General features: G+C 59.5%; 18 protein-coding genes. 10 read left to right on the top strand and 8 right to left on the bottom strand.

Annotated features, from left to right (window positions below):
• Positions 1-18: 18 nt before the first annotated feature.
• The gene (locus AC07SI_RS15735; RefSeq protein WP_495006034.1) at positions 19-1,188 is read right to left on the bottom strand and encodes an aspartate aminotransferase family protein; all 1,170 of its coding nucleotides are present in this window, start codon (positions 1,186-1,188) and stop codon (positions 19-21) included.
• A gap of 103 nt (positions 1,189-1,291) precedes the next feature.
• Here AC07SI_RS15735 and AC07SI_RS15740 point away from each other — a divergent pair, with 103 nt between their 5' ends.
• Complete coding sequence (locus tag AC07SI_RS15740; protein WP_065901875.1) at positions 1,292-2,197, top strand: LysR family transcriptional regulator; 906 nt, start codon at positions 1,292-1,294, stop codon at positions 2,195-2,197.
• On the opposite strand, the gene AC07SI_RS15745 is transcribed toward AC07SI_RS15740, so the two are convergent.
• Positions 2,194-2,817: an HAD family hydrolase gene (locus AC07SI_RS15745; protein WP_065901880.1), complete on the bottom strand. Its 624-nt coding sequence runs from the start codon at positions 2,815-2,817 to the stop codon at positions 2,194-2,196. The two genes, AC07SI_RS15740 and AC07SI_RS15745, sit on opposite strands and share 4 nt — an antisense overlap.
• Before the next feature lie 303 nt (positions 2,818-3,120).
• On the opposite strand from AC07SI_RS15745, the gene AC07SI_RS15750 reads away from it, so the two are divergent.
• Positions 3,121-4,353 carry an anthrax toxin-like adenylyl cyclase domain-containing protein gene (locus tag AC07SI_RS15750; protein ID WP_495006035.1) on the top strand — a complete coding sequence of 411 codons (1,233 nt, stop codon included), beginning with the start codon at positions 3,121-3,123 and terminating at the stop codon, positions 4,351-4,353.
• A gap of 53 nt (positions 4,354-4,406) precedes the next feature.
• On the opposite strand, the gene fabV is transcribed toward AC07SI_RS15750, so the two are convergent.
• Entirely contained in the window at positions 4,407-5,600 is a 1,194-nt protein-coding gene (fabV, locus tag AC07SI_RS15755) for an enoyl-ACP reductase FabV (RefSeq protein ID WP_495006036.1), read from the bottom strand.
• Between the two features lie 310 nt (positions 5,601-5,910).
• Here fabV and AC07SI_RS15760 point away from each other — a divergent pair, with 310 nt between their 5' ends.
• Together AC07SI_RS15760 and ppnN are read left to right on the top strand one after the other, a co-directional pair.
• Complete coding sequence (locus AC07SI_RS15760) at positions 5,911-6,735, top strand: aspartyl/asparaginyl beta-hydroxylase domain-containing protein (protein ID WP_495006037.1); 825 nt, start codon at positions 5,911-5,913, stop codon at positions 6,733-6,735.
• Positions 6,736-6,886: 151 nt separating this feature from the next.
• The gene (ppnN, locus tag AC07SI_RS15765) at positions 6,887-8,260 is read left to right on the top strand and encodes a nucleotide 5'-monophosphate nucleosidase PpnN (protein ID WP_065901886.1); all 1,374 of its coding nucleotides are present in this window, start codon (positions 6,887-6,889) and stop codon (positions 8,258-8,260) included.
• Position 8,261: 1 nt separating this feature from the next.
• On the opposite strand, the gene AC07SI_RS15770 is transcribed toward ppnN, so the two are convergent.
• On the bottom strand, positions 8,262-8,654 hold the full coding sequence (locus AC07SI_RS15770) for a RidA family protein (RefSeq protein ID WP_495006038.1): 393 nt from the start codon (positions 8,652-8,654) through the stop codon (positions 8,262-8,264).
• A 145-nt stretch (positions 8,655-8,799) separates the two neighbouring features.
• On the opposite strand from AC07SI_RS15770, the gene AC07SI_RS15775 reads away from it, so the two are divergent.
• The 3 genes from AC07SI_RS15775 to AC07SI_RS15785 all read left to right on the top strand — a co-directional run bounded on the left by AC07SI_RS15775 (position 8,800) and on the right by AC07SI_RS15785 (position 9,892).
• A complete protein-coding gene (locus AC07SI_RS15775; RefSeq protein WP_065901893.1) occupies positions 8,800-9,057 on the top strand; it encodes an AbrB/MazE/SpoVT family DNA-binding domain-containing protein in 258 nt (85 codons plus the stop codon).
• On the top strand, positions 9,054-9,449 hold the full coding sequence (locus AC07SI_RS15780; RefSeq protein WP_065901895.1) for a type II toxin-antitoxin system VapC family toxin: 396 nt from the start codon (positions 9,054-9,056) through the stop codon (positions 9,447-9,449). The genes AC07SI_RS15775 and AC07SI_RS15780 overlap by 4 nt, the downstream gene beginning before the upstream one ends.
• 68 nt (positions 9,450-9,517) lie before the next feature.
• Positions 9,518-9,892: a hypothetical protein gene (locus AC07SI_RS15785; RefSeq protein WP_106804800.1), complete on the top strand. Its 375-nt coding sequence runs from the start codon at positions 9,518-9,520 to the stop codon at positions 9,890-9,892.
• 55 nt (positions 9,893-9,947) lie between these two features.
• Here AC07SI_RS15785 and AC07SI_RS15790 read toward each other — a convergent pair whose 3' ends face one another.
• Together AC07SI_RS15790 and AC07SI_RS15795 are read right to left on the bottom strand one after the other, a co-directional pair.
• On the bottom strand, positions 9,948-10,277 hold the full coding sequence (locus AC07SI_RS15790) for a YXWGXW repeat-containing protein (protein WP_157955096.1): 330 nt from the start codon (positions 10,275-10,277) through the stop codon (positions 9,948-9,950).
• A 131-nt stretch (positions 10,278-10,408) separates the two neighbouring features.
• Positions 10,409-11,308: a DMT family transporter gene (locus AC07SI_RS15795; RefSeq protein ID WP_495006039.1), complete on the bottom strand. Its 900-nt coding sequence runs from the start codon at positions 11,306-11,308 to the stop codon at positions 10,409-10,411.
• 98 nt (positions 11,309-11,406) lie between these two features.
• Between AC07SI_RS15795 and AC07SI_RS15800 the strand changes: the two genes are divergently transcribed.
• On the top strand, positions 11,407-12,243 hold the full coding sequence (locus AC07SI_RS15800; protein WP_495006040.1) for a LysR substrate-binding domain-containing protein: 837 nt from the start codon (positions 11,407-11,409) through the stop codon (positions 12,241-12,243).
• A gap of 65 nt (positions 12,244-12,308) precedes the next feature.
• Here the strand turns inward: AC07SI_RS15800 and mqo are convergent, their stop codons facing one another.
• Positions 12,309-13,955 (bottom strand): malate dehydrogenase (quinone), encoded by a 1,647-nt coding sequence (gene mqo / locus AC07SI_RS15805; RefSeq protein ID WP_065901904.1) that lies wholly within the window; start codon positions 13,953-13,955, stop codon positions 12,309-12,311.
• A 493-nt stretch (positions 13,956-14,448) separates the two neighbouring features.
• On the opposite strand from mqo, the gene AC07SI_RS15810 reads away from it, so the two are divergent.
• Positions 14,449-15,636: an MFS transporter gene (locus AC07SI_RS15810; RefSeq protein ID WP_495006041.1), complete on the top strand. Its 1,188-nt coding sequence runs from the start codon at positions 14,449-14,451 to the stop codon at positions 15,634-15,636.
• Between the two features lie 38 nt (positions 15,637-15,674).
• On the opposite strand, the gene AC07SI_RS15815 is transcribed toward AC07SI_RS15810, so the two are convergent.
• Positions 15,675-15,881 carry a hypothetical protein gene (locus AC07SI_RS15815; RefSeq protein WP_065901909.1) on the bottom strand — a complete coding sequence of 69 codons (207 nt, stop codon included), beginning with the start codon at positions 15,879-15,881 and terminating at the stop codon, positions 15,675-15,677.
• Positions 15,882-16,136: 255 nt separating this feature from the next.
• Between AC07SI_RS15815 and AC07SI_RS15820 the strand changes: the two genes are divergently transcribed.
• Complete coding sequence (locus AC07SI_RS15820; protein WP_495006042.1) at positions 16,137-16,799, top strand: Wzz/FepE/Etk N-terminal domain-containing protein; 663 nt, start codon at positions 16,137-16,139, stop codon at positions 16,797-16,799.
• Positions 16,800-17,122: the final 323 nt, after the last annotated feature.

A 17,122-nucleotide genomic window follows, 5' to 3' on the forward strand; every position in this document is an offset into this window, starting at 1 on the left:
ACAAGGGCGGATCTCGTTTCAATCCAATAGGCGGCTAATGGCGCGTACGATCATCTCGACCTCCTTGGCGTCCAGCGTCAGCGGCGGCAGCAGGCGAATGACCTTGCCCCGCGTGACATTGATCAGCAGGCCATGCTCCTGGGCCGCCCGCTGCGACAGGTCGCGATACGGGGTCGCCAATTCGATCCCGATCATCAAGCCCTGCCCACGAATCGCCAGCACCTGCGGGTGTTCACTCAACTCCACGCGTAACCGCGCCAGCAAGCGTTCGCCCTGAAGCGCGGCGTTCTGCAGCAACCCCTGCTCTTCGATGATGTCCAGCACAGTGCAGCCCACCCGGCAGGCCAGTGGATTGCCACCAAACGTGCTGCCGTGACTGCCCGGGGTAAACAGCTGGGCCACTGCGGTGCGGGCCAGGCAGGCGCCGATGGGCACTCCGTTGCCGAGACCTTTGGCCAGGGTCATGACATCGGGCAGGATGCCTTCATGCTGGAACGCAAACCAGGCACCAGTGCGGCCGATGCCGGTCTGGATTTCGTCGAGCATCATCAGCCAGCCATGGCGTGTGCAGTGATCACGCAGGGCTTGCAGATAGCCGGCGGGAGCCGGCAGTACGCCACTTTCGCCCTGGATCGGCTCGAGGAGGACCGCCGCGATACGCGCCCCAAACGTCCGGGTGATGGCCTCCAGCGCCGCCAGGTCCCCAAAGCCCACTTTGAGGAAATCCCCCGGTAAACGCTGGAAACCCAAGCGCACCGACGGACCATCGCTCGCGGCCATGGTCCCCAGCGTACGGCCGTGAAAAGCGTTCTCCATCACCACCACCAGCGGCTCTTCAATGCCTTTTTTCCACCCGTGCAACCGCGCCAGCTTCAGCGCCGTCTCGTTGGCTTCGGCGCCGGAGTTGTTGAAGAACGCGCGATCCAGACCTGACAGCTGGGTCAGGCGCTGGGCCAGGCGTTGCTGCCAGTCGATGCTGTAGAGGTTGGAAGTGTGTAAGAGCAAACCGGCCTGCTCGCTGATGGCCGCCACCAACCTGGGGTGGGAATGCCCGACATTGGTCACTGCCACACCCGCCACCGCGTCCAGGTATTCGCGCCCCTGCTGGTCCCACAGGCGCGTGCCCAGGCCGCGGGTAAAACTCAGGGCCATGGGTTGGTAGGTAGTCATCAGGCAGGCGGCAGTCATGGTGGCGGGCTCCAGTGCATCGTTGGGATACCTGCAGTATCGTTAGCCATCTGAGCTGGATAAACTGCGCAACTCTGCAATAACTTTAAACCAGGGCTTGATAATGGATCTGTTCCAGGCAATGTCGGTGTACGTGAAAGTGGTGGAGACCGGCAGCATGACGGCCGCCGCGCACGAATGCGGGATGTCGACCACCATGGTCGGCAATCACCTGCGCGCCCTGGAGCAGCGGCTGGGCGTCAGCCTGCTCAAGCGCACCACCCGCAAGCAAAGCCTCACGGAATTTGGCGGCCAGTATTACCAGCGATGCCTGGAGGTGCTGGGCCTGGTGGCCGACTCCGAGCTACTGGCGGAGCAGGCCCACAGCGAAATCCCCAAAGGCAGCCTGCGCATCACTGCGCCACCGGTGTTCGGCACCGAACGCCTGACGCCCGCCCTTAGCGAGTTTGCCCAACGTTACCCGCAGATCAACCTGTACGTGGTGCTGAGCAACGAGCGCATGGACCTGGTCGACAGCGGCTTCGACGTGGCGATCCGCCTCGGCGAGCTGGAGACTTCCAGCCTGATCGCCAGGCCCCTGCAGGCCTACACCCTCACGCTGTGTGCATCACCTGCGTACCTGGCGCGTCGCGGCACGCCGCAGACACCCGACGACCTGCAGCAGCACGACTGCCTGGCGTTTGCCTACCCGGCCAGCGACAACTGGCGAGACACCGACAAACTCTGGCGCATGACCGGCGCGGAAGGCGAGGTGGAGGTGCCGGTGTCCGGCTCGTTGACCATCAACAGCTCGCAAGGCTTGCGCCAGGCCGCCGTCAACGGCATGGGCATCATCATGCTGGCCGACGCGCTGGTACAACCGGACCTGGAGAGCGGCAAGCTGGTGGCCCTGTTACCCGGCTACCAACTGCCCTCGCGTCCCATGCACCTGCTCTACAGACAGGATCGCTACCGCCTGCCCAAGCTGCGCGCCTTTGTGGACTTCGCCATGGAAAAATGGGCGCGCTAGAAGCTCACGCCCAACTCGCGCAGGCGCGCTGCTGTGCGCTCGGCCGACACATGGTGAATACCCTGCCAGCCCAAGGCGACCGCAGCGTCGATATTGCCCGCGACATCGTCGATAAACACCACTTCACCGGGCTGGATATCCGGCAGATGCGCCCGCACCTGGGCGAGGCTCGCGTGATAAATGGCCGCGTCCGGCTTGATCAGCTTAAGCTCTCCCGACACCACGATATCGCGCAGGCGTTGCAGGAACGGATAGTTGGCCCGCGCATAAGGGAAGGTCTCGGCGGACCAGTTGGTGAGCCCGAACAGCGGCATATCGGCGGCATGCAGCGCTTCGAGAATCGCCACGCCTTCTGGCAACGAGCCACGCAGCATCTCGTGCCAACGGGCGTAATAGGCCTGGATCAAGGGTTCGTGTTCAGGGTATTGCTCGACGAGGTGGCGAGTGCCTTCTGCCAGGCTGCGGCCGGCGTCCTGCTCGGTGTTCCAGGCCTGGGTGCAGACAGTGTCGAGAAAGTGTTGCCGCTCGTGATCATCGGCAATCAGCTGACGGTAGAGGTGCTGCGGGTTCCAGTCGAACAGGACACCGCCGAAATCAAAGACTACTGCACGAATGGTCATGGGGTCTCCCCTCAGTGTGGCGTGACAGGCACACGAGTCTGGCATGCTGGCATGCTTCTAGAAGAACAAAGAAACGTAGGAATTTTCTGGGAATTTCGCAGCTTACCTACAGATAAACTGCGCCTGCATCCCCGATAATCGCGCTTTGACCTCCCTCGCGCGAGTGTAGGGCATACAAGTAGTCATATTTTTTATTTAGCCCAGGCCAACCGATCTGTTTAGGGTCCGACGCGCAAAGGAGGGAATGCCTCAGACTGGAAAGGATTATCCAACGGTATGCTGAAACCTCAGTTGGAGCTCCCCATGACAAACGTGATCAACGCCCATTGCTCTGCATCCAGCCGCAATCAGGCGCCCTTGGAGCCCCGCCCTTCCAATCCGCAGAGTCACGCGCAATCGGCGTTGAATTCAGTGGAAGCGGCGGCAGCACGTGCCCAGGACGGGACCGGAATCCTGTCGGACCACCTGATTCCCTTGCAAAGCCTCGCAACACAGACCAACACCATCATTGGTATCCGCCCGGTGGAATCCGTCGCCACCGGATTGATACGGGAAGGGCACCCCACCAAGGACTTCCATATCAAAGGAAAAAGCGCTGACTGGGGGCCGCAGGCGGGTCTGATCTGCGCGGACCAGGCACTTAGCAAGCTCGAGAAGTCTGCAACACTGGCGCCGGAGAAAGTCGCACGCGCCAACGAGCAAATACAGGCATGCATTCGCGATGGCCATGCAGTAAGCGTCCCACTGGAGATCTCCCGCGCCCGCCTGGATGAATTGCTCGGCCTGGGCAAGCTCTCTGAGCTGACGCTGCCCGACGACGACGGCACTATCCACCTCAAGGCCCTGGGGCCCAGCCAGCAGCAGTATGTATTCGAAGGCAAGCGCGCTTCGTCTTCAGACGAGCGCTATGTCATCAGCCAAGAGGGCAAGCCCGTGCAAGTGCTGGCGAAAAGTCCGGAGGGCAAGGCATTGACGGCAGACTATGACCTGCACACGATCGCGCCTCATATCAGCGACTACGGCCGCCAGGACAGACTCCCCGTACCCGATATCGCTCATAGTGTTTACACAGACCGCATCAACAGCTACAAGCATCGCCACGCCGATGTCGACAACTATCAAGTGCCAGAAGCGTTGCGCGCGGATTTTGACAGCGCAGCCCACTTTTATAGCAGAGAAGATCCCGACCTCGGTAACGCCACGCCGCGCATCAAGCACATGATCGAGCTCATCAACCAAAAGCTGGTGGGCGATACAGAGCGAGTGGTCCACCACAACGCGGATTCAGGCAGCCCCGCTGCAGATGTGGCGACCAACTATCCGGCGACTTTTTTTCTGCCGGCCAAGTTGGGCCAATTCGACGAAATCTGCCTGATCAATAACAGCAAGGAAATGGCAGAACTGGTAAGGACCGCGAAAGACAGCGGCTATCACGTGCCCCTGAATCCGCTGTGGGAAAAAGAAGTGATCAGTGTCAAACGCCCAGGCTTCATCCAAGCGCAGGCGCGCCTGGCGCGAGCCTTTGACCGGAGCTGAGCGCCAGGCGGCAGCCTCGATATTCAGATGATCGAGGCTGCTACTCACTGCGCTTACGCGTTAATGAGGCCGTTGATCTTCACAGTAGGGTTTACATCAGCGTCGTAGTCCACGCCATCGATCTCGAAGCCGAACAAGCGCAGGAATTCAGCCTTGTAGCCGGCAAAATCGCTGATCTCGTTGACATTGTCGTCGGTAACCTGGTTCCACAGGGCTGCTACCGCGTCTTGGACCTTTGGCTCCAACTCGGCCAGGTCGGCACGCAGGCGACCGTCGGCGTCCAGCTTAGGCTCGGCGCCGTACAGGCTGTCCTTGAACAGGCCGTAGACCTGCTCGATGCAACCTTCGTGGGTGCCCTGCTCTTTCATCACCTTGAACAGCAACGACAGGTACAGCGGCATGATCGGGATCGCGGAACTGGCCTGGGTGACCACGGCCTTGAGCACCGAGACACGGGCGTCGCCCTTCAGTGCGGCGAGGTTGTCGCGCAGGGTCAGGACTTTCTTGTCGAGGTCTTTCTTGGCTTCGCCGATGGAGCCGTTCCAGTAGATATCCTGGGTCAGCTTCTCGCCAAGGTAGGTGAACGCGGTGGTCTTGGCGCCTTCGGCCAGCACGTCGGCGTCACGCAGGGCGTCGATCCACAGCTGCCAGTCTTCGCCACCCATGACTTTCACGGTACCGTCGATTTCTTCCTGGGTCGCCGGCTCAAGCGTGGTGTCGACCACAATGCCCTTGTCGGTGTTGATCCCGCGCAGGGTCACGGCCTTGCCGATCGGCTTGAGGGTGGAGTTGTGCACCACGCCCTGCGGGTCGGTGCGACGTGGCGCCGCCAGGCTGTAGACGACCAGGTCGATCTTGCCCAGGTCTTTCTTGATGGTTTCGATGGTCAGGCGCTTGATCTCGTCGGAGAACGCATCGCCATTGATGCTCTTGGCGTATAGGCCTCTTTCGACGGCAAACTTCTCGAATGCGGCGCTGTTGTACCAGCCGGCAGAGCTGAGCTTGCCTTCTTCGCCTTCTTTTTCAAAAAACACGCCCAGGGTGTCGGCGCCGCAGCCAAACGCAGCACTGATGCGCGCGGCCAGGCCGTAGCCGGTGGAAGCGCCGAGGACCAGCACCTTCTTCGGGCCGCCTTCGATGGCGCCGTGTTGGGTGACGTAGTCGATCTGTTCCTTGACGTTCGCCTCACAGCCAACAGGGTGAGCGGTCACACAGATAAAGCCACGAACCCGCGGTTTGATGATCATAAAATTTCTGCCTCTTCCAAGGTGCCGAAGGCCAATGGTGGCCATTCAACTTCAATCGTACCGGTCTATGACGCCTGAAAAACCGAAGCGTCACGATAGTCGCAAATCTTCCGTTTACAAAATCCAATCCACTCACGCGGGGCAACGGTTAAAAACGGTGTAGAGCCTTCACAATTTTGCACGATTTAAAACGCCTCTCCGGCACTGAACGCCTTATCATGACGTAGTTGTTTCAATATGTTTCAAAACCCCACCACTCGCGGCCACGGATCCGGACCTGTCGAATGGCGTCCTGCTGGAGCTGAGTGTCATGAACAAGTCTGCGTTGCATAAAAAGGCCGTATCGATCGCCTGGGTATTGGGCGTACTGCTGATTATTGCGGTCTTCCCCGAAACCACCCTGGTGTTTCTCGGCCTGGTGCTGGTCTGCGGCATTTACGATTTCCTGCGCAATGGCTTGTATGACGCGCCCACCATCAAGAAATACTTTATCGGCAGCGGTCGTAACACCTGGCTGCTGGCGCCGTTCAACACGCTGTTCGACCTGCTGAGTTCGCGCAACCGTCACGTGTATACGATGGACGACCTGCCGCCCGCCTGGCGCGCAGACCTGCAGCAGGTGATCAGTGATGCCATGGCTCACAAGGATGAAATCATCGGTTACCTGGATGAACGCATGGCCGAGAAGAAGCGCGGCATGCTGTTTTTCCAATGGTACGGACGGCCGATCGAAACCACGCTGAACATTCCGCAACTGCGGGAGAAGCTGCCGTTCGTGAAGACTGTCGGCGTATCGGTGTTCAACGAAAACCGTTCGACCTCCTTCCACTTCGGCCCGCTGCGCATGATGTTTCGCGTGCTCTACAACATGGCACCGGTGCCCCATCACGACGGCGTCTACATCCAGGTGGGCAAGCACAAGCACTACTGGCACGACGACCCGCTGTTTATCTTCGATGACACGTTGATGCACGCGTCCTTCAACAAGAATGATGCAAAACGCTACTGCCTGTTTATCGATATCGTACGGCCGACTCCGCTGCCTTCAGTATTGAACGCCGTGATCGCAGGGTTTGCCGGGCTGGTCTTTACCCTGCGTCGGGTTTTCTACAAAAACTGGAAGCTGATTCAGTAACTTCTGCGGCATGATGGTGCTGGACGGTGTTTGCACTCGGCGGCATGCCTGAGGTAAATAATCGTCTCGTGCGACCGTTTTCGGCGCCCATCATTCTCAAGCCATCGCGTAGTTCTATCGGGCGCGGTGGCTGTGCTTTCAAGGAATCAGAATGCCCCAACGTCAAGTCATCAATGCCTCCGTCAGCCCCAAGGGCAGCCTCGAAACCCTGTCGCAACGTGAAGTCCAGCAACTGAGCGAAGCCGGTACCGGCAGCATCTACACCCTCTTCCGCCAATGCGCCCTGGCGATCCTCAACACCGGCGCGCATATCGACAACGCCAAGACCATCCTCGACGCCTACAAAGATTTTGAAGTGCGCATCCACCAGCAGGATCGCGGCGTGCGCCTGGAGCTGCTGAACGCACCGGCCGACGCTTTCGTCGATGGCGAGATGATCGCCAGTACCCGCGAGATGCTGTTCAGCGCCCTGCGTGACATCGTCTACACCGAGAACGAGCTGGACAGCCAGCGCATCGACCTGAGCAACTCCCAGGGCATCACCGACTACGTGTTCCACCTGCTGCGCAATGCGCGCACGCTGCGCCCGGGTGTCGAGCCGAAAATCGTGGTGTGCTGGGGCGGGCACTCGATCAATACCGAAGAATACAAATACACCAAGAAAGTCGGCCACGAACTCGGCCTGCGCAGCCTCGACGTGTGCACCGGTTGCGGCCCTGGCGTGATGAAAGGTCCGATGAAAGGCGCGACCATTTCCCACGCCAAACAACGAATTACCGGCGGCCGCTACCTGGGCCTGACCGAGCCGGGCATCATCGCCGCCGAAGCGCCGAATCCGATCGTCAATGAACTGGTGATCCTGCCGGACATCGAGAAGCGCCTGGAAGCCTTCGTGCGTGTCGGCCACGGGATCATCATCTTCCCGGGCGGTGCCGGCACGGCCGAAGAGTTCCTGTACCTGCTGGGCATCCTCATGCACCCGGACAACCGCGACCTGCCGTTCCCGGTCATCCTCACCGGGCCGAAGCACGCCGCGCCGTACCTGCAACAACTGCATGCCTTCGTCGGCGCGACATTGGGCGAGGCCGCACAGGCGCACTACCAGATCATCATCGACGACCCGGCCGAAGTGGCGCGGCAGATGACCGCGGGTCTCAAGGCGGTGAAACAGTTCCGTCGCGAGCGCAATGACGCATTCCATTTCAACTGGCTGCTGAAAATCGACGAAGGTTTCCAGCGCCCGTTCGACCCGACCCACGCCAACATGGCCAGCCTGCAACTGAGCCACGCGCTGCCGCCCCACGAACTCGCCGCCAACTTGCGCCGCGCGTTCTCGGGGATCGTGGCAGGCAACGTCAAGGACAAGGGCATCCGCCTGATCGAGCAGCACGGTCCGTATGAAATCCACGGCGACCCGGCCATCATGAAACCGCTGGACGAACTGTTGCAGGCTTTCGTCGCCCAGCACCGCATGAAGTTACCGGGCGGCGCGGCGTACGTACCGTGCTACCGCGTGGTGCAATGAGTTAGCGCTGTACCGCCACACATTTGATTTCCACCAGCAGACCGGGGTGTGCCAGTTCAGACACTCCGATCGTGGTCCAGGCGCAATGCCCGCGTGGGAACAGACGGTTTTTCACCTCGCGAAAAACCGCCATGTGCTGGCTCATGTTGACGTGGTAGGTGGTCATGTCCACCACGTCGTCGAAGGTGCAGCCACCCTCCTCCAGAACCTCCCGCAGATTCTCCCAGGCCGCGACGAACTGCGCCTCGGGGTCCTCAATCACTGCCAATCCCGCCGTCCGACCGACCTGGCCTGCGCAGTACAACGTCTTGCCGACTTTGACCGCCGGCACGTAGCCGGCGCGCTCGACGATGGGGTGCATGGAAGGGGGAATGATGAGAAAGCGGTCGGTCATGGTTTGTATCTCTTTAAACCCTGTGGGCGGGAACAGTTCGGACTAGTGTTTTACCTGTTCCGACTAACCCACACCAGATGAGCGACCTATGGACCAACGGATATTGTCCTCTGTCACTCCTTACCCTAAGGTAAGGAATATAACGATGGAGATCTTCACTATGGCGACCGCCACACTGACCTCGAAAGGTCAAATCACCATTCCTGTCCAAGTCAGGACAGCCCTTGGCCTGGAAACAGGCGACCGGGTCGAGTTTGTTGAAATGGAAAACGGGCAGTTTTCCATCATTGCCGCGAGCCACAGGGTTCAGGACCTCAAGGGGTTGATCCGCAAACCTGCCAAGGCCGTTTCCATCGAGGAGATGAACCAGGCCATCGCAGCACAGGGGGCAAAAGCCGGATGATCGGACTGGATACCAATGTGCTGGTGCGCTACGTCACCCAGGATGATCCGGTTCAATCCGCCAAGGCATCCGAGCTGATCGAATCGCTGACCACCGCCTCGCCCGGCTTTGTCAGCATGGTGTCGATCGTGGAATTGGTGTGGGTGCTGCAAAGCTGCTACCAGTCGGCCAAGAGCGATGTGGTGACGGTACTGGAAACCCTGCTACGCACCCGCGAATTGACCGTGGAGCATGGGGAGATCATCTGGCAGGCACTGCGCAAGTTTGTGGCGAACAAGGCCGACTTTGCAGACTGCCTGATCGAACGCTGCGCCCATGCCGCCGGTTGCAAGTACACGGCCACCTTCGACCTCAACGCGATCAAGACAACGGGCATGAAACGCCTGGGCTGAACCACAGCGTTGCGACAGCGAGCGGGCTTTGGTACAAACCGCTTTTACCTTTCGAGAGAAAGACTGACGTGCGCACGTTTCTACTCGCCGCCCTGGCCATCGCCCCGACCCTCGTCCTGGCCGACACCATCACCTGGCCCGACCTGCCGAAGAGCTGCTTTGTCAGCGGCCGCTCCGCCACCAGCATGGATGTCGATACCGGTTGCGCCGCCTTCCTGATCAACGTGAAAGGCCAGGCGGCGGGTACACCGATCAAGCTTGATATTCCCCAGTACGCCATGCATGTGGACGAAGCCACGGGCAAGGAAACCCCGGTGATCCTCATCCAGGCAGAGGAGAATGGCGAGGTCAAGGCGGTGGGTTATAGGGAGTTGGGCACCGATCAATTGGGCGCGGCGCTGTTGCGGGAAGTTCGGCTGCTGGGTACCCAGAAGCCGATTTAAGGTTTTTTGCAGGCGCAAGCTTGCGCCTGCAAAAACGCTACCGATTCAGCCGGGGTCAGCGAACCCAACCACCCGCCTGCCAGTGATACCCATCATTGCGCTGCACCCAATGCGGATGCACATAGCGATAACCTTCGCGCACCGGCTCCCAGTGGCCGTGCACCGCGACGTAGCGACCGCCTTCCCAACGCCAGTAACCGCGTGACCAGATATAGCCGTAGCGAACCGGCGGCTCGACTTCAATCACCTGCACCGGCGGCGGTTGCGGCGCGACGACTTCGACATACTCACGTTGCACCGGCCTGCGCTCATGCACAACGCGTTCTTGCACACACCCGGATGCCGCGACGACCATGGCCGCCAGTGCCGCATAACGTAGCCACATAAACAATCCTCGGGCGCTGGCGCCCAGTACCTGCATCGCTGAAAAATGCCCCCTTGTTGCAGCCACGCTCCTGCGTGGCCCTGGGTACTTTTTAACAGGAGGTGTCTGTCAGCTTGCTGAACCCACAGCCCTCAAGTGCTGCACGCGACGGTCGGTCGTTTCAGGCGCACCAACAACAGCCCGGCGGCGACCACGGCAATGCCGGCGTAGGTCGGCGCATGGATCACGTCGCCAAACATCAGTGCCGCCCACACCAGGGTGACCGGCGGCTCCAGATAGACCAGCGCGGCCACGTGGGTAGCGGTCATCACGCGCAGCAGCATCCACAGGCTCAAATAGGCGACGAAGGTCGAGAACACGGTGAGCCAGACGATTGAGATCAACACGTCAGGGTCGTGGGGAATACTCAGCGTGTCGGTGTAGAGCACGGCGCCGGTAAAGCCGATCAAGGTCAGCAGCGACTGGATGAACAGCGGCAACACCAACCCAGCGTCCGTTTTCTGCACCGTGCGGCGCTCATACAGGGTCGCCAGCGTCAGCCCCAGTGCCGCGGCGAGTGGCAACACGTACATGACCCAGCCGACGCTGTCCGCATCACTGCCATGCTGCCCAGCTATCACGATGGAAACGCCAGCGAAGCTGATCATCAGGCCGATCCACTGCCAGCCCCCACTGCGCTCGGTAGCGCTGCCGGTCGACAATGCCGCCGTCATCAACGGCTGCAACGCGGCGATGATCGCCGCGATGCCGGGCGGCAAGCCATTCTGGATCGCGACATAGAGACAACTCAGATACAGGAACTGCGAGAGAAACCCGATCACGGCGTAATGGCGAACCTGTGCCCACGAGACCCGCAACAACCTCACGTTGAGGAACAGTCCCAGGCACACCGAGACCAACAGGAAACGCCAGAACAGCAGGTTGAACGCGCCACTACTTTGCGTGCCCAATTTGGCGCCGATATAGCCTGAACTCCACGACAGCACGAACGCCACCTGCAACAGCAGCCGCTTTAAGGTTGATCGCGTCATGAAGCCTCCGGTCAGTGCACGTTGACTGAAAGGCTAAGGGCCACGCATGATTCTGTATATTTGAATAACTTGCACTACCAATCCGTAATAGTGGAATCATGGCCAGACAATTGAATATCGACTTGTTACGCACCTTCCACGCCGTGGCGCGCTTTCGGCGCTTCAACGAGGCGGCCGAACATGTGCACCGCAGCGCGTCGACCGTGACCACGCAGATTCAAAAACTCGAAGACCAAGTCGGCCAACGCCTGTTCAGCCGCAGCAACCAGGGTGTGGAGCTGACGCTGTACGGCCTGAAACTCCTCGGCGAAACCACCGAATTTCTCAAGAGCCACGACCGCCTGCTGATCACGCTGATGCCCCAGCGCATGCAGGGCAAAATCCGCCTGGGCATTCCCGACACCTACGCGCCGGCATTCATGCAGGAATTCCTGCCCGACTTGATCGCCGACAACCCGCTGCTCGAACTGGAAGTAGAAGCACGTACCAGTGGTGAATTGCTGAATTTATTCATGGCAAACCAGCTGGACCTGGCCATTACCGTGAGCGCACAACCGCTGGCACAGGGTGAGCGCCTGGGGTCGGTTCAACCGTTGTGGGTTGCGGCCGAGGGCTTTAGCTGTGCGTCGAATGCGGCACTGCCGATCACCGTGCCTGTCGCCGGCTGCCCCTACCGCGCGGCGGCCTTGCAGGCGTTGAAGGATCACGGGGTTTACCACCGTGTGTTGCTGGAGAGCCCCAACTCATCAGCGGTTGAAGCCTGTGTGCGCAGTGGCGTGGCGGTAGGCCTGATGGAAAAAAGCCGGATGGGCGAAGGGCTGAAACACATGACGGAACTGCCGCCGTTGTCGGCGCAGCACTTGTACCTCCTCTGCGATACCGGCAATGCATTGGCGTTGCACCTGCACGAGCAGGTCAGGCACTTCAAGGTGTAGCGCACAAAAAAGCCCGCTGACCGTTACCGGTTCAGCGGGCTTTTTACACAGGCTCGGTACTTGGCTTACAGCGCCAGGTCAGAAGCCGGCTTGCTCGGCTCAGCCGCAGGCTTGGCAGCCTCGGTGGCCTTTGGAGCGGTGAGCTGCGGAATCGCAGGCGGTGGGGTCAGTTGCAGGATACCGGCGGTGTACGCCCATTCCTTGGCAACAGCCTCAGGACTGTCGTTCAGCTTGGTGCCGTAGCTCGGTACGATCTGGTGCAGTTTTTCCTGCCACTCAGGGGTCGCGACCTTGTCCTTGAACACTTTCTGCAGCACGGTCAGCATGATCGGAGCCGCGGTGGACGCGCCTGGCGATGCACCCAACAGGCCTGCGATGGTGTTGTCGGCGGAGCTGACCACTTCGGTACCGAGTTTCAGGACGCCGCCCTGCTCTTCGTCACGCTTGATGATCTGCACGCGCTGACCGGCTTGCCACAGGCGCCAGTCTTCTTTCTTGGCGTTCGGGAAGTACTCTTTCAGCGCGTTGTAGCGGTCGTCATCCGACAGCATCAGTTGGCCGGCAAGGTACTCGACCAGTGGGTATTCGCGAATACCGACTTTGGTCATTGGCCAGATGTTGTGGGTGGTGGTGCTGGTCAGCAGGTCCAGATACGAGCCTTCTTTCAGGAACTTGGTCGAGAAGGTCGCGAATGGGCCAAACAGGATTACGCGCTTGCCATCAAGCACGCGGGTGTCCAGGTGCGGAACCGACATCGGTGGCGCGCCAACCGAAGCCTTGCCGTAGGCCTTGGCCAGGTGCTGCTCGGCGATGGCTGGGTTATCAGTCACCAGGAACGAACCACCCACTGGGAAGCCGGCGTATTCCTTGGCTTCCGGGATGCCCGACTTCTGCAGCAGGTGCAAGGCACCGCCGCCAGCGCCGATGAACACGAACTTGGCGTCGGTTTCAGTCTTGGTGCCGTCTTTCAGGTTTTTGTAGCTGACGCGCCACGAACCGTCGGCGTTCTTGGTGATGTCCTGCACTTCGCTCGACAGTTTCAGATCAAACTTCGGCGTGGTTTGCAGGTGAGCGACGAACTGGCGGGTGATCTCGCCGAAGTTCACGTCGGTGCCGATCGGGGTCCAGGTGGCCGCGATTTTCTGGTTCGGGTCACGCCCTTCCATCATCAGCGGAACCCACTTGGCGATCTGCGCCGGGTCTTCGGAGTACTGCATGCCGGCAAACAGCGGGCTGGCTTTCAGTGCTTCGTAACGCTTCTTGAGGAACTTGATGTTGTCATCGCCCCACACAAAGCTCATGTGCGGCGTGGAGTTGATGAACGAACGCGGGTTCTTCAGCACGCCCTGCTGGACCTGCCAAGACCAGAACTGACGGGAAATCTGGAACGCTTCGTTGATTTCGACCGCTTTAGGGATCTCAACGTTGCCGTTCTTGTCTTCGGGGGTGTAGTTCAGCTCAGCCAGGGCCGAGTGACCGGTACCGGCGTTGTTCCAGCCGTTGGAGCTTTCTTCGGCCACGCCGTCGAGGCGCTCGACCATTTCCATCGACCAGTCCGGCTGCAGCTCATTGAGCCATACACCCAGGGTCGCACTCATGATGCCGCCGCCGATCAGCAGCACATCGACTTTCTTTGCCTCTTCCGCGTGAACGGACGTTATCCCCAGCGACAAAGCCAGCCCCAGCAGGGCAGTGTTTACTTTTTTAAACATCAGTAGCACCTATGATAAAACGCCATCCGCCCTGCCGATCCGGATCATGGGCACCCCTCAATCACGCTGCGCCAGGCAACGCATCGCGGGGTGTGCACATTCATTCGGGGACCGCAGGGTGGGCACACAAGGCCGACGTGTCGACCTCACTTTTATGTCCCTTCTGCGCTGACTTCTTATCATTATTGGCTTCAGCTACCTGGGCGACAGCCAATCACCGGGACGTATACGGGTGTACGCACCGGAGAAAGACTAGACCAAGACGGCGCGCAGAATATCACGCCAAACAGCGGTTATGCGCTGTTTGGCCAATTGACAGCTCTAAAACGCGGGTTTTAACGCTTTACTGTCAAGCCCGATGGGCGCGACGTGGGGTCACAGGGTGGCCAGGGCGATGGAACTCTGCCGAAAAAGGCTGTTCTAGACACCTTCGTCGCTGCTTGCGTAGCATCGGCGGCTCTCCTTCGTGCCATTCATCCAAACAGAGCGATCCATGCCTATCCACCAAACTCCCGGGCACGTGCTGCCCGCGCGCAGTGCCGCCAAAATGGAAGCGGCCATGGCCGTGGGCGCTTTCGCTATCGGTACCGGCGAATTCGCCATCATGGGCCTGATGCCCGACATTGCCCACAACCTCAACCTCAGCGAACCCCAGGTCGGCCACGCCATCAGTGCCTACGCCCTGGGCGTGATGGTCGGCGCGCCACTGCTGGCAATCCTCGGCGCCAAACTGCTGCGCAAACATATGTTGCTGCTGTTGATGGGGCTGTATGCCTTGGGCAACCTGGCCACGGCGTTCACCCCGACCTTTGGTTCACTGGTGGCTTTCCGCTTTATCAGTGGCCTGCCCCATGGTGCCTACTTTGGCATCGCTGCCGTTGTCGCCTCCAGCATGGTGCCCACCGACAAACGCGCCGGCGCCGTCGCGCGGGTAATGATGGGGCTGACCCTGGCGATGCTGCTGGGCAACCCGATTGCCACCTTCCTCGGCCAGTATCTGGGCTGGCGTTCGGCATTTGCACTGGTCAGTGCCATCGCCGTGTGCACGATTGCGCTGGTCTGGCGCTACGTCCCCGATCGCCGCGATGAACCGCGCAGCGACCCGCGCAAGGAACTGCGCGCCTTCACCAAACCTCAGGTGTGGATGGCCCTGGCCATTGGCGCCATCGGCTTTGCCGGGATGTTCTGCGTGTTCAGCTACCTGGCGCCGACGATGCTTGAAGTCACCAAGGTGTCACCGCAATGGATTCCGTTCGGGCTGGCCGCATTTGGCGTCGGCGGGATTATCGGCAACATTGCCGGCGGCAAACTGTTTGATCGCCTGCAATTTCGGGCGGTGGGTTTGATTCTGGTGTGGTCGATGGCGGTGCTGCTGTTCTTCCCATTCGCCGCGGGGTCGCTCTGGGGCGTGCTGCTGGGCATCGGCCTGGTCGGCACCATGGTGTCACTGGCCGCACCGCTGCAAATCCGCCTGATGGACATCGCGCACGAAGCACCGAGCCTGGCGGCCGCGTCCAACCATGCTGCGTTCAACCTGGCCAACGCGCTGGGCCCGTGGTTTGGCGGCATGGCGATTACAGCGGGGTTGGGATGGACCAGCACCGGGTATATCGGCGCGGCCACGGCGCTGGTCGGACTGGGCGTTTACCTGATGGCACGACGGATGCAAGGCGGTCATTGAACGAAAAAGGGGCAGGTAACCCTGCCCCGATCACGGGTTTAATCGTGCAGCAAGCCTGAGCTGTACTGGCTGAAACTACTGCCCAACCCGCTCCCGCCAACGTTCACCTTGGTCGCATTTGCGGCGCCATGGCCATCGAACGACTGACAGCCTTCGGAAAGGCATGTACTGGTGCTGACGCCCGCGCAACCACTGAGCAGCACAACACCGGCAATAAGCATGGTTTTTATAAGGTTCAAGCGCATTTTTCAGATCCCTGGCGGCTCAAGCGTGAACGATTGTGTCGTGCGGATGATCCTATGCCTGTGGGTTGCCAGGCATCATGAAGTTTCTCTACGTGACAGCTGCGGTTCAGGCTGCAATCAATACGCGGGCAGTCGTTTGAAACAACACCCACCAGAACAAACAGGAATTATTCGCATTTATTGGCAGTGAGATGAATACATGGCATATGGCGGTTTTTTCTCTACACTCCGGGAACGTAAAGAAAGGAATTTTTCGTGAGCATTTCAACGAATTCAAAACCGCGTTCCACTGATGATGAAATAGACCTTATTCCACTTCTCCTCGCCTTGTGGTCAAGTAAGAAAACCGTCATAGCCACCACCGTCGCGGGCGCGGCTGTCTCATTTGCAATCAATGCGACGGCTCCCGAACAATGGACTGCCAGTACTTACATCACCAAGTCTTCGCTCTATAATTTATATAAAGCAGTTAAAGACAACGATGCAAGCGCCCAAGCGAATACACCACCGCAGGAAACCGAGCTCTACAGCTCCATACAAAACGACATGTTCTATACGGCCATGGGCGTGATGGCGGCGCAGTCGGTTAACGTGAAGGAAACTGCGCCGAAGACAGGTAAAAACGAGGCTATCCTGTATATCGCATCGGCCACCGCGACCACTGAAGCGCTGGCGCGATCGCAACTCAAATCCGCCCTGGATACAGCGAACACGGACGCCATCGCGCTGAACTTACCCGCCTTGGCTTCTGATAATAACGTGCGCGCGTTCAACGCCCTTGACGACGTAAAAGCCGCCAATACCAGACCCTCAAAAAAATTCACCTTTCTAGGTGGCTTTTTAGGCTTGATATTAGGCAGCTTGTTCGTGATCAGTAGATTTCTCATACAGCAACACCAACACGCCCGTCGGGCGTGAAGTGCGCTATAGAAATGCTTCAACCAGAAAATAGATAGTGCAGACCAACAGCGATGCAACAAAAAAAATAAACAATTTCGCAGAAAATGTCGTTTTCATTAATAGTACTTATAAGAAAGCAGGTGATGGCCTGGAGCCATTATCGCACTGCGCCACTCTTTATTCACAGTGTTTTTTGCGCGTGCGGGCGAGGAGCCCCCCCCTCTTTTCGGTCGTCTGGCATGCGGGCTTGCAACCACCAGCCGCCTCGCCAAGCGCAAGATTTTTCATCAAGGGAATGTCGGACGCAATGATTGAAGCCGGGCTTCCTGGACCAGGGCAGG

The sequence above is a fragment of the Pseudomonas sp. GW821-FHT05D12 genome (assembly GCF_059419825.1).

Excerpts from the sequence above, each read along its gene's own strand:
- AC07SI_RS15735 (WP_495006034.1), bottom strand. The coding sequence starts at position 1,188 with ATGACTGCCGCCTGCCTGATGACTACCTACCAACCCATGGCCCTGAGT.
- AC07SI_RS15740 (WP_065901875.1), top strand. The coding sequence starts at position 1,292 with ATGGATCTGTTCCAGGCAATGTCGGTGTACGTGAAAGTGGTGGAGACC.
- AC07SI_RS15745 (WP_065901880.1), bottom strand. The coding sequence starts at position 2,817 with ATGACCATTCGTGCAGTAGTCTTTGATTTCGGCGGTGTCCTGTTCGAC.
- AC07SI_RS15750 (WP_495006035.1), top strand. The coding sequence starts at position 3,121 with ATGACAAACGTGATCAACGCCCATTGCTCTGCATCCAGCCGCAATCAG.
- fabV (WP_495006036.1), bottom strand. The coding sequence starts at position 5,600 with ATGATCATCAAACCGCGGGTTCGTGGCTTTATCTGTGTGACCGCTCAC.
- AC07SI_RS15760 (WP_495006037.1), top strand. The coding sequence starts at position 5,911 with ATGAACAAGTCTGCGTTGCATAAAAAGGCCGTATCGATCGCCTGGGTA.
- ppnN (WP_065901886.1), top strand. The coding sequence starts at position 6,887 with ATGCCCCAACGTCAAGTCATCAATGCCTCCGTCAGCCCCAAGGGCAGC.
- AC07SI_RS15770 (WP_495006038.1), bottom strand. The coding sequence starts at position 8,654 with ATGACCGACCGCTTTCTCATCATTCCCCCTTCCATGCACCCCATCGTC.
- AC07SI_RS15775 (WP_065901893.1), top strand. The coding sequence starts at position 8,800 with ATGGAGATCTTCACTATGGCGACCGCCACACTGACCTCGAAAGGTCAA.
- AC07SI_RS15780 (WP_065901895.1), top strand. The coding sequence starts at position 9,054 with ATGATCGGACTGGATACCAATGTGCTGGTGCGCTACGTCACCCAGGAT.
- AC07SI_RS15790 (WP_157955096.1), bottom strand. The coding sequence starts at position 10,277 with ATGTGGCTACGTTATGCGGCACTGGCGGCCATGGTCGTCGCGGCATCC.
- AC07SI_RS15795 (WP_495006039.1), bottom strand. The coding sequence starts at position 11,308 with ATGACGCGATCAACCTTAAAGCGGCTGCTGTTGCAGGTGGCGTTCGTG.
- AC07SI_RS15800 (WP_495006040.1), top strand. The coding sequence starts at position 11,407 with ATGGCCAGACAATTGAATATCGACTTGTTACGCACCTTCCACGCCGTG.
- mqo (WP_065901904.1), bottom strand. The coding sequence starts at position 13,955 with ATGTTTAAAAAAGTAAACACTGCCCTGCTGGGGCTGGCTTTGTCGCTG.
- AC07SI_RS15810 (WP_495006041.1), top strand. The coding sequence starts at position 14,449 with ATGCCTATCCACCAAACTCCCGGGCACGTGCTGCCCGCGCGCAGTGCC.
- AC07SI_RS15815 (WP_065901909.1), bottom strand. The coding sequence starts at position 15,881 with ATGCGCTTGAACCTTATAAAAACCATGCTTATTGCCGGTGTTGTGCTG.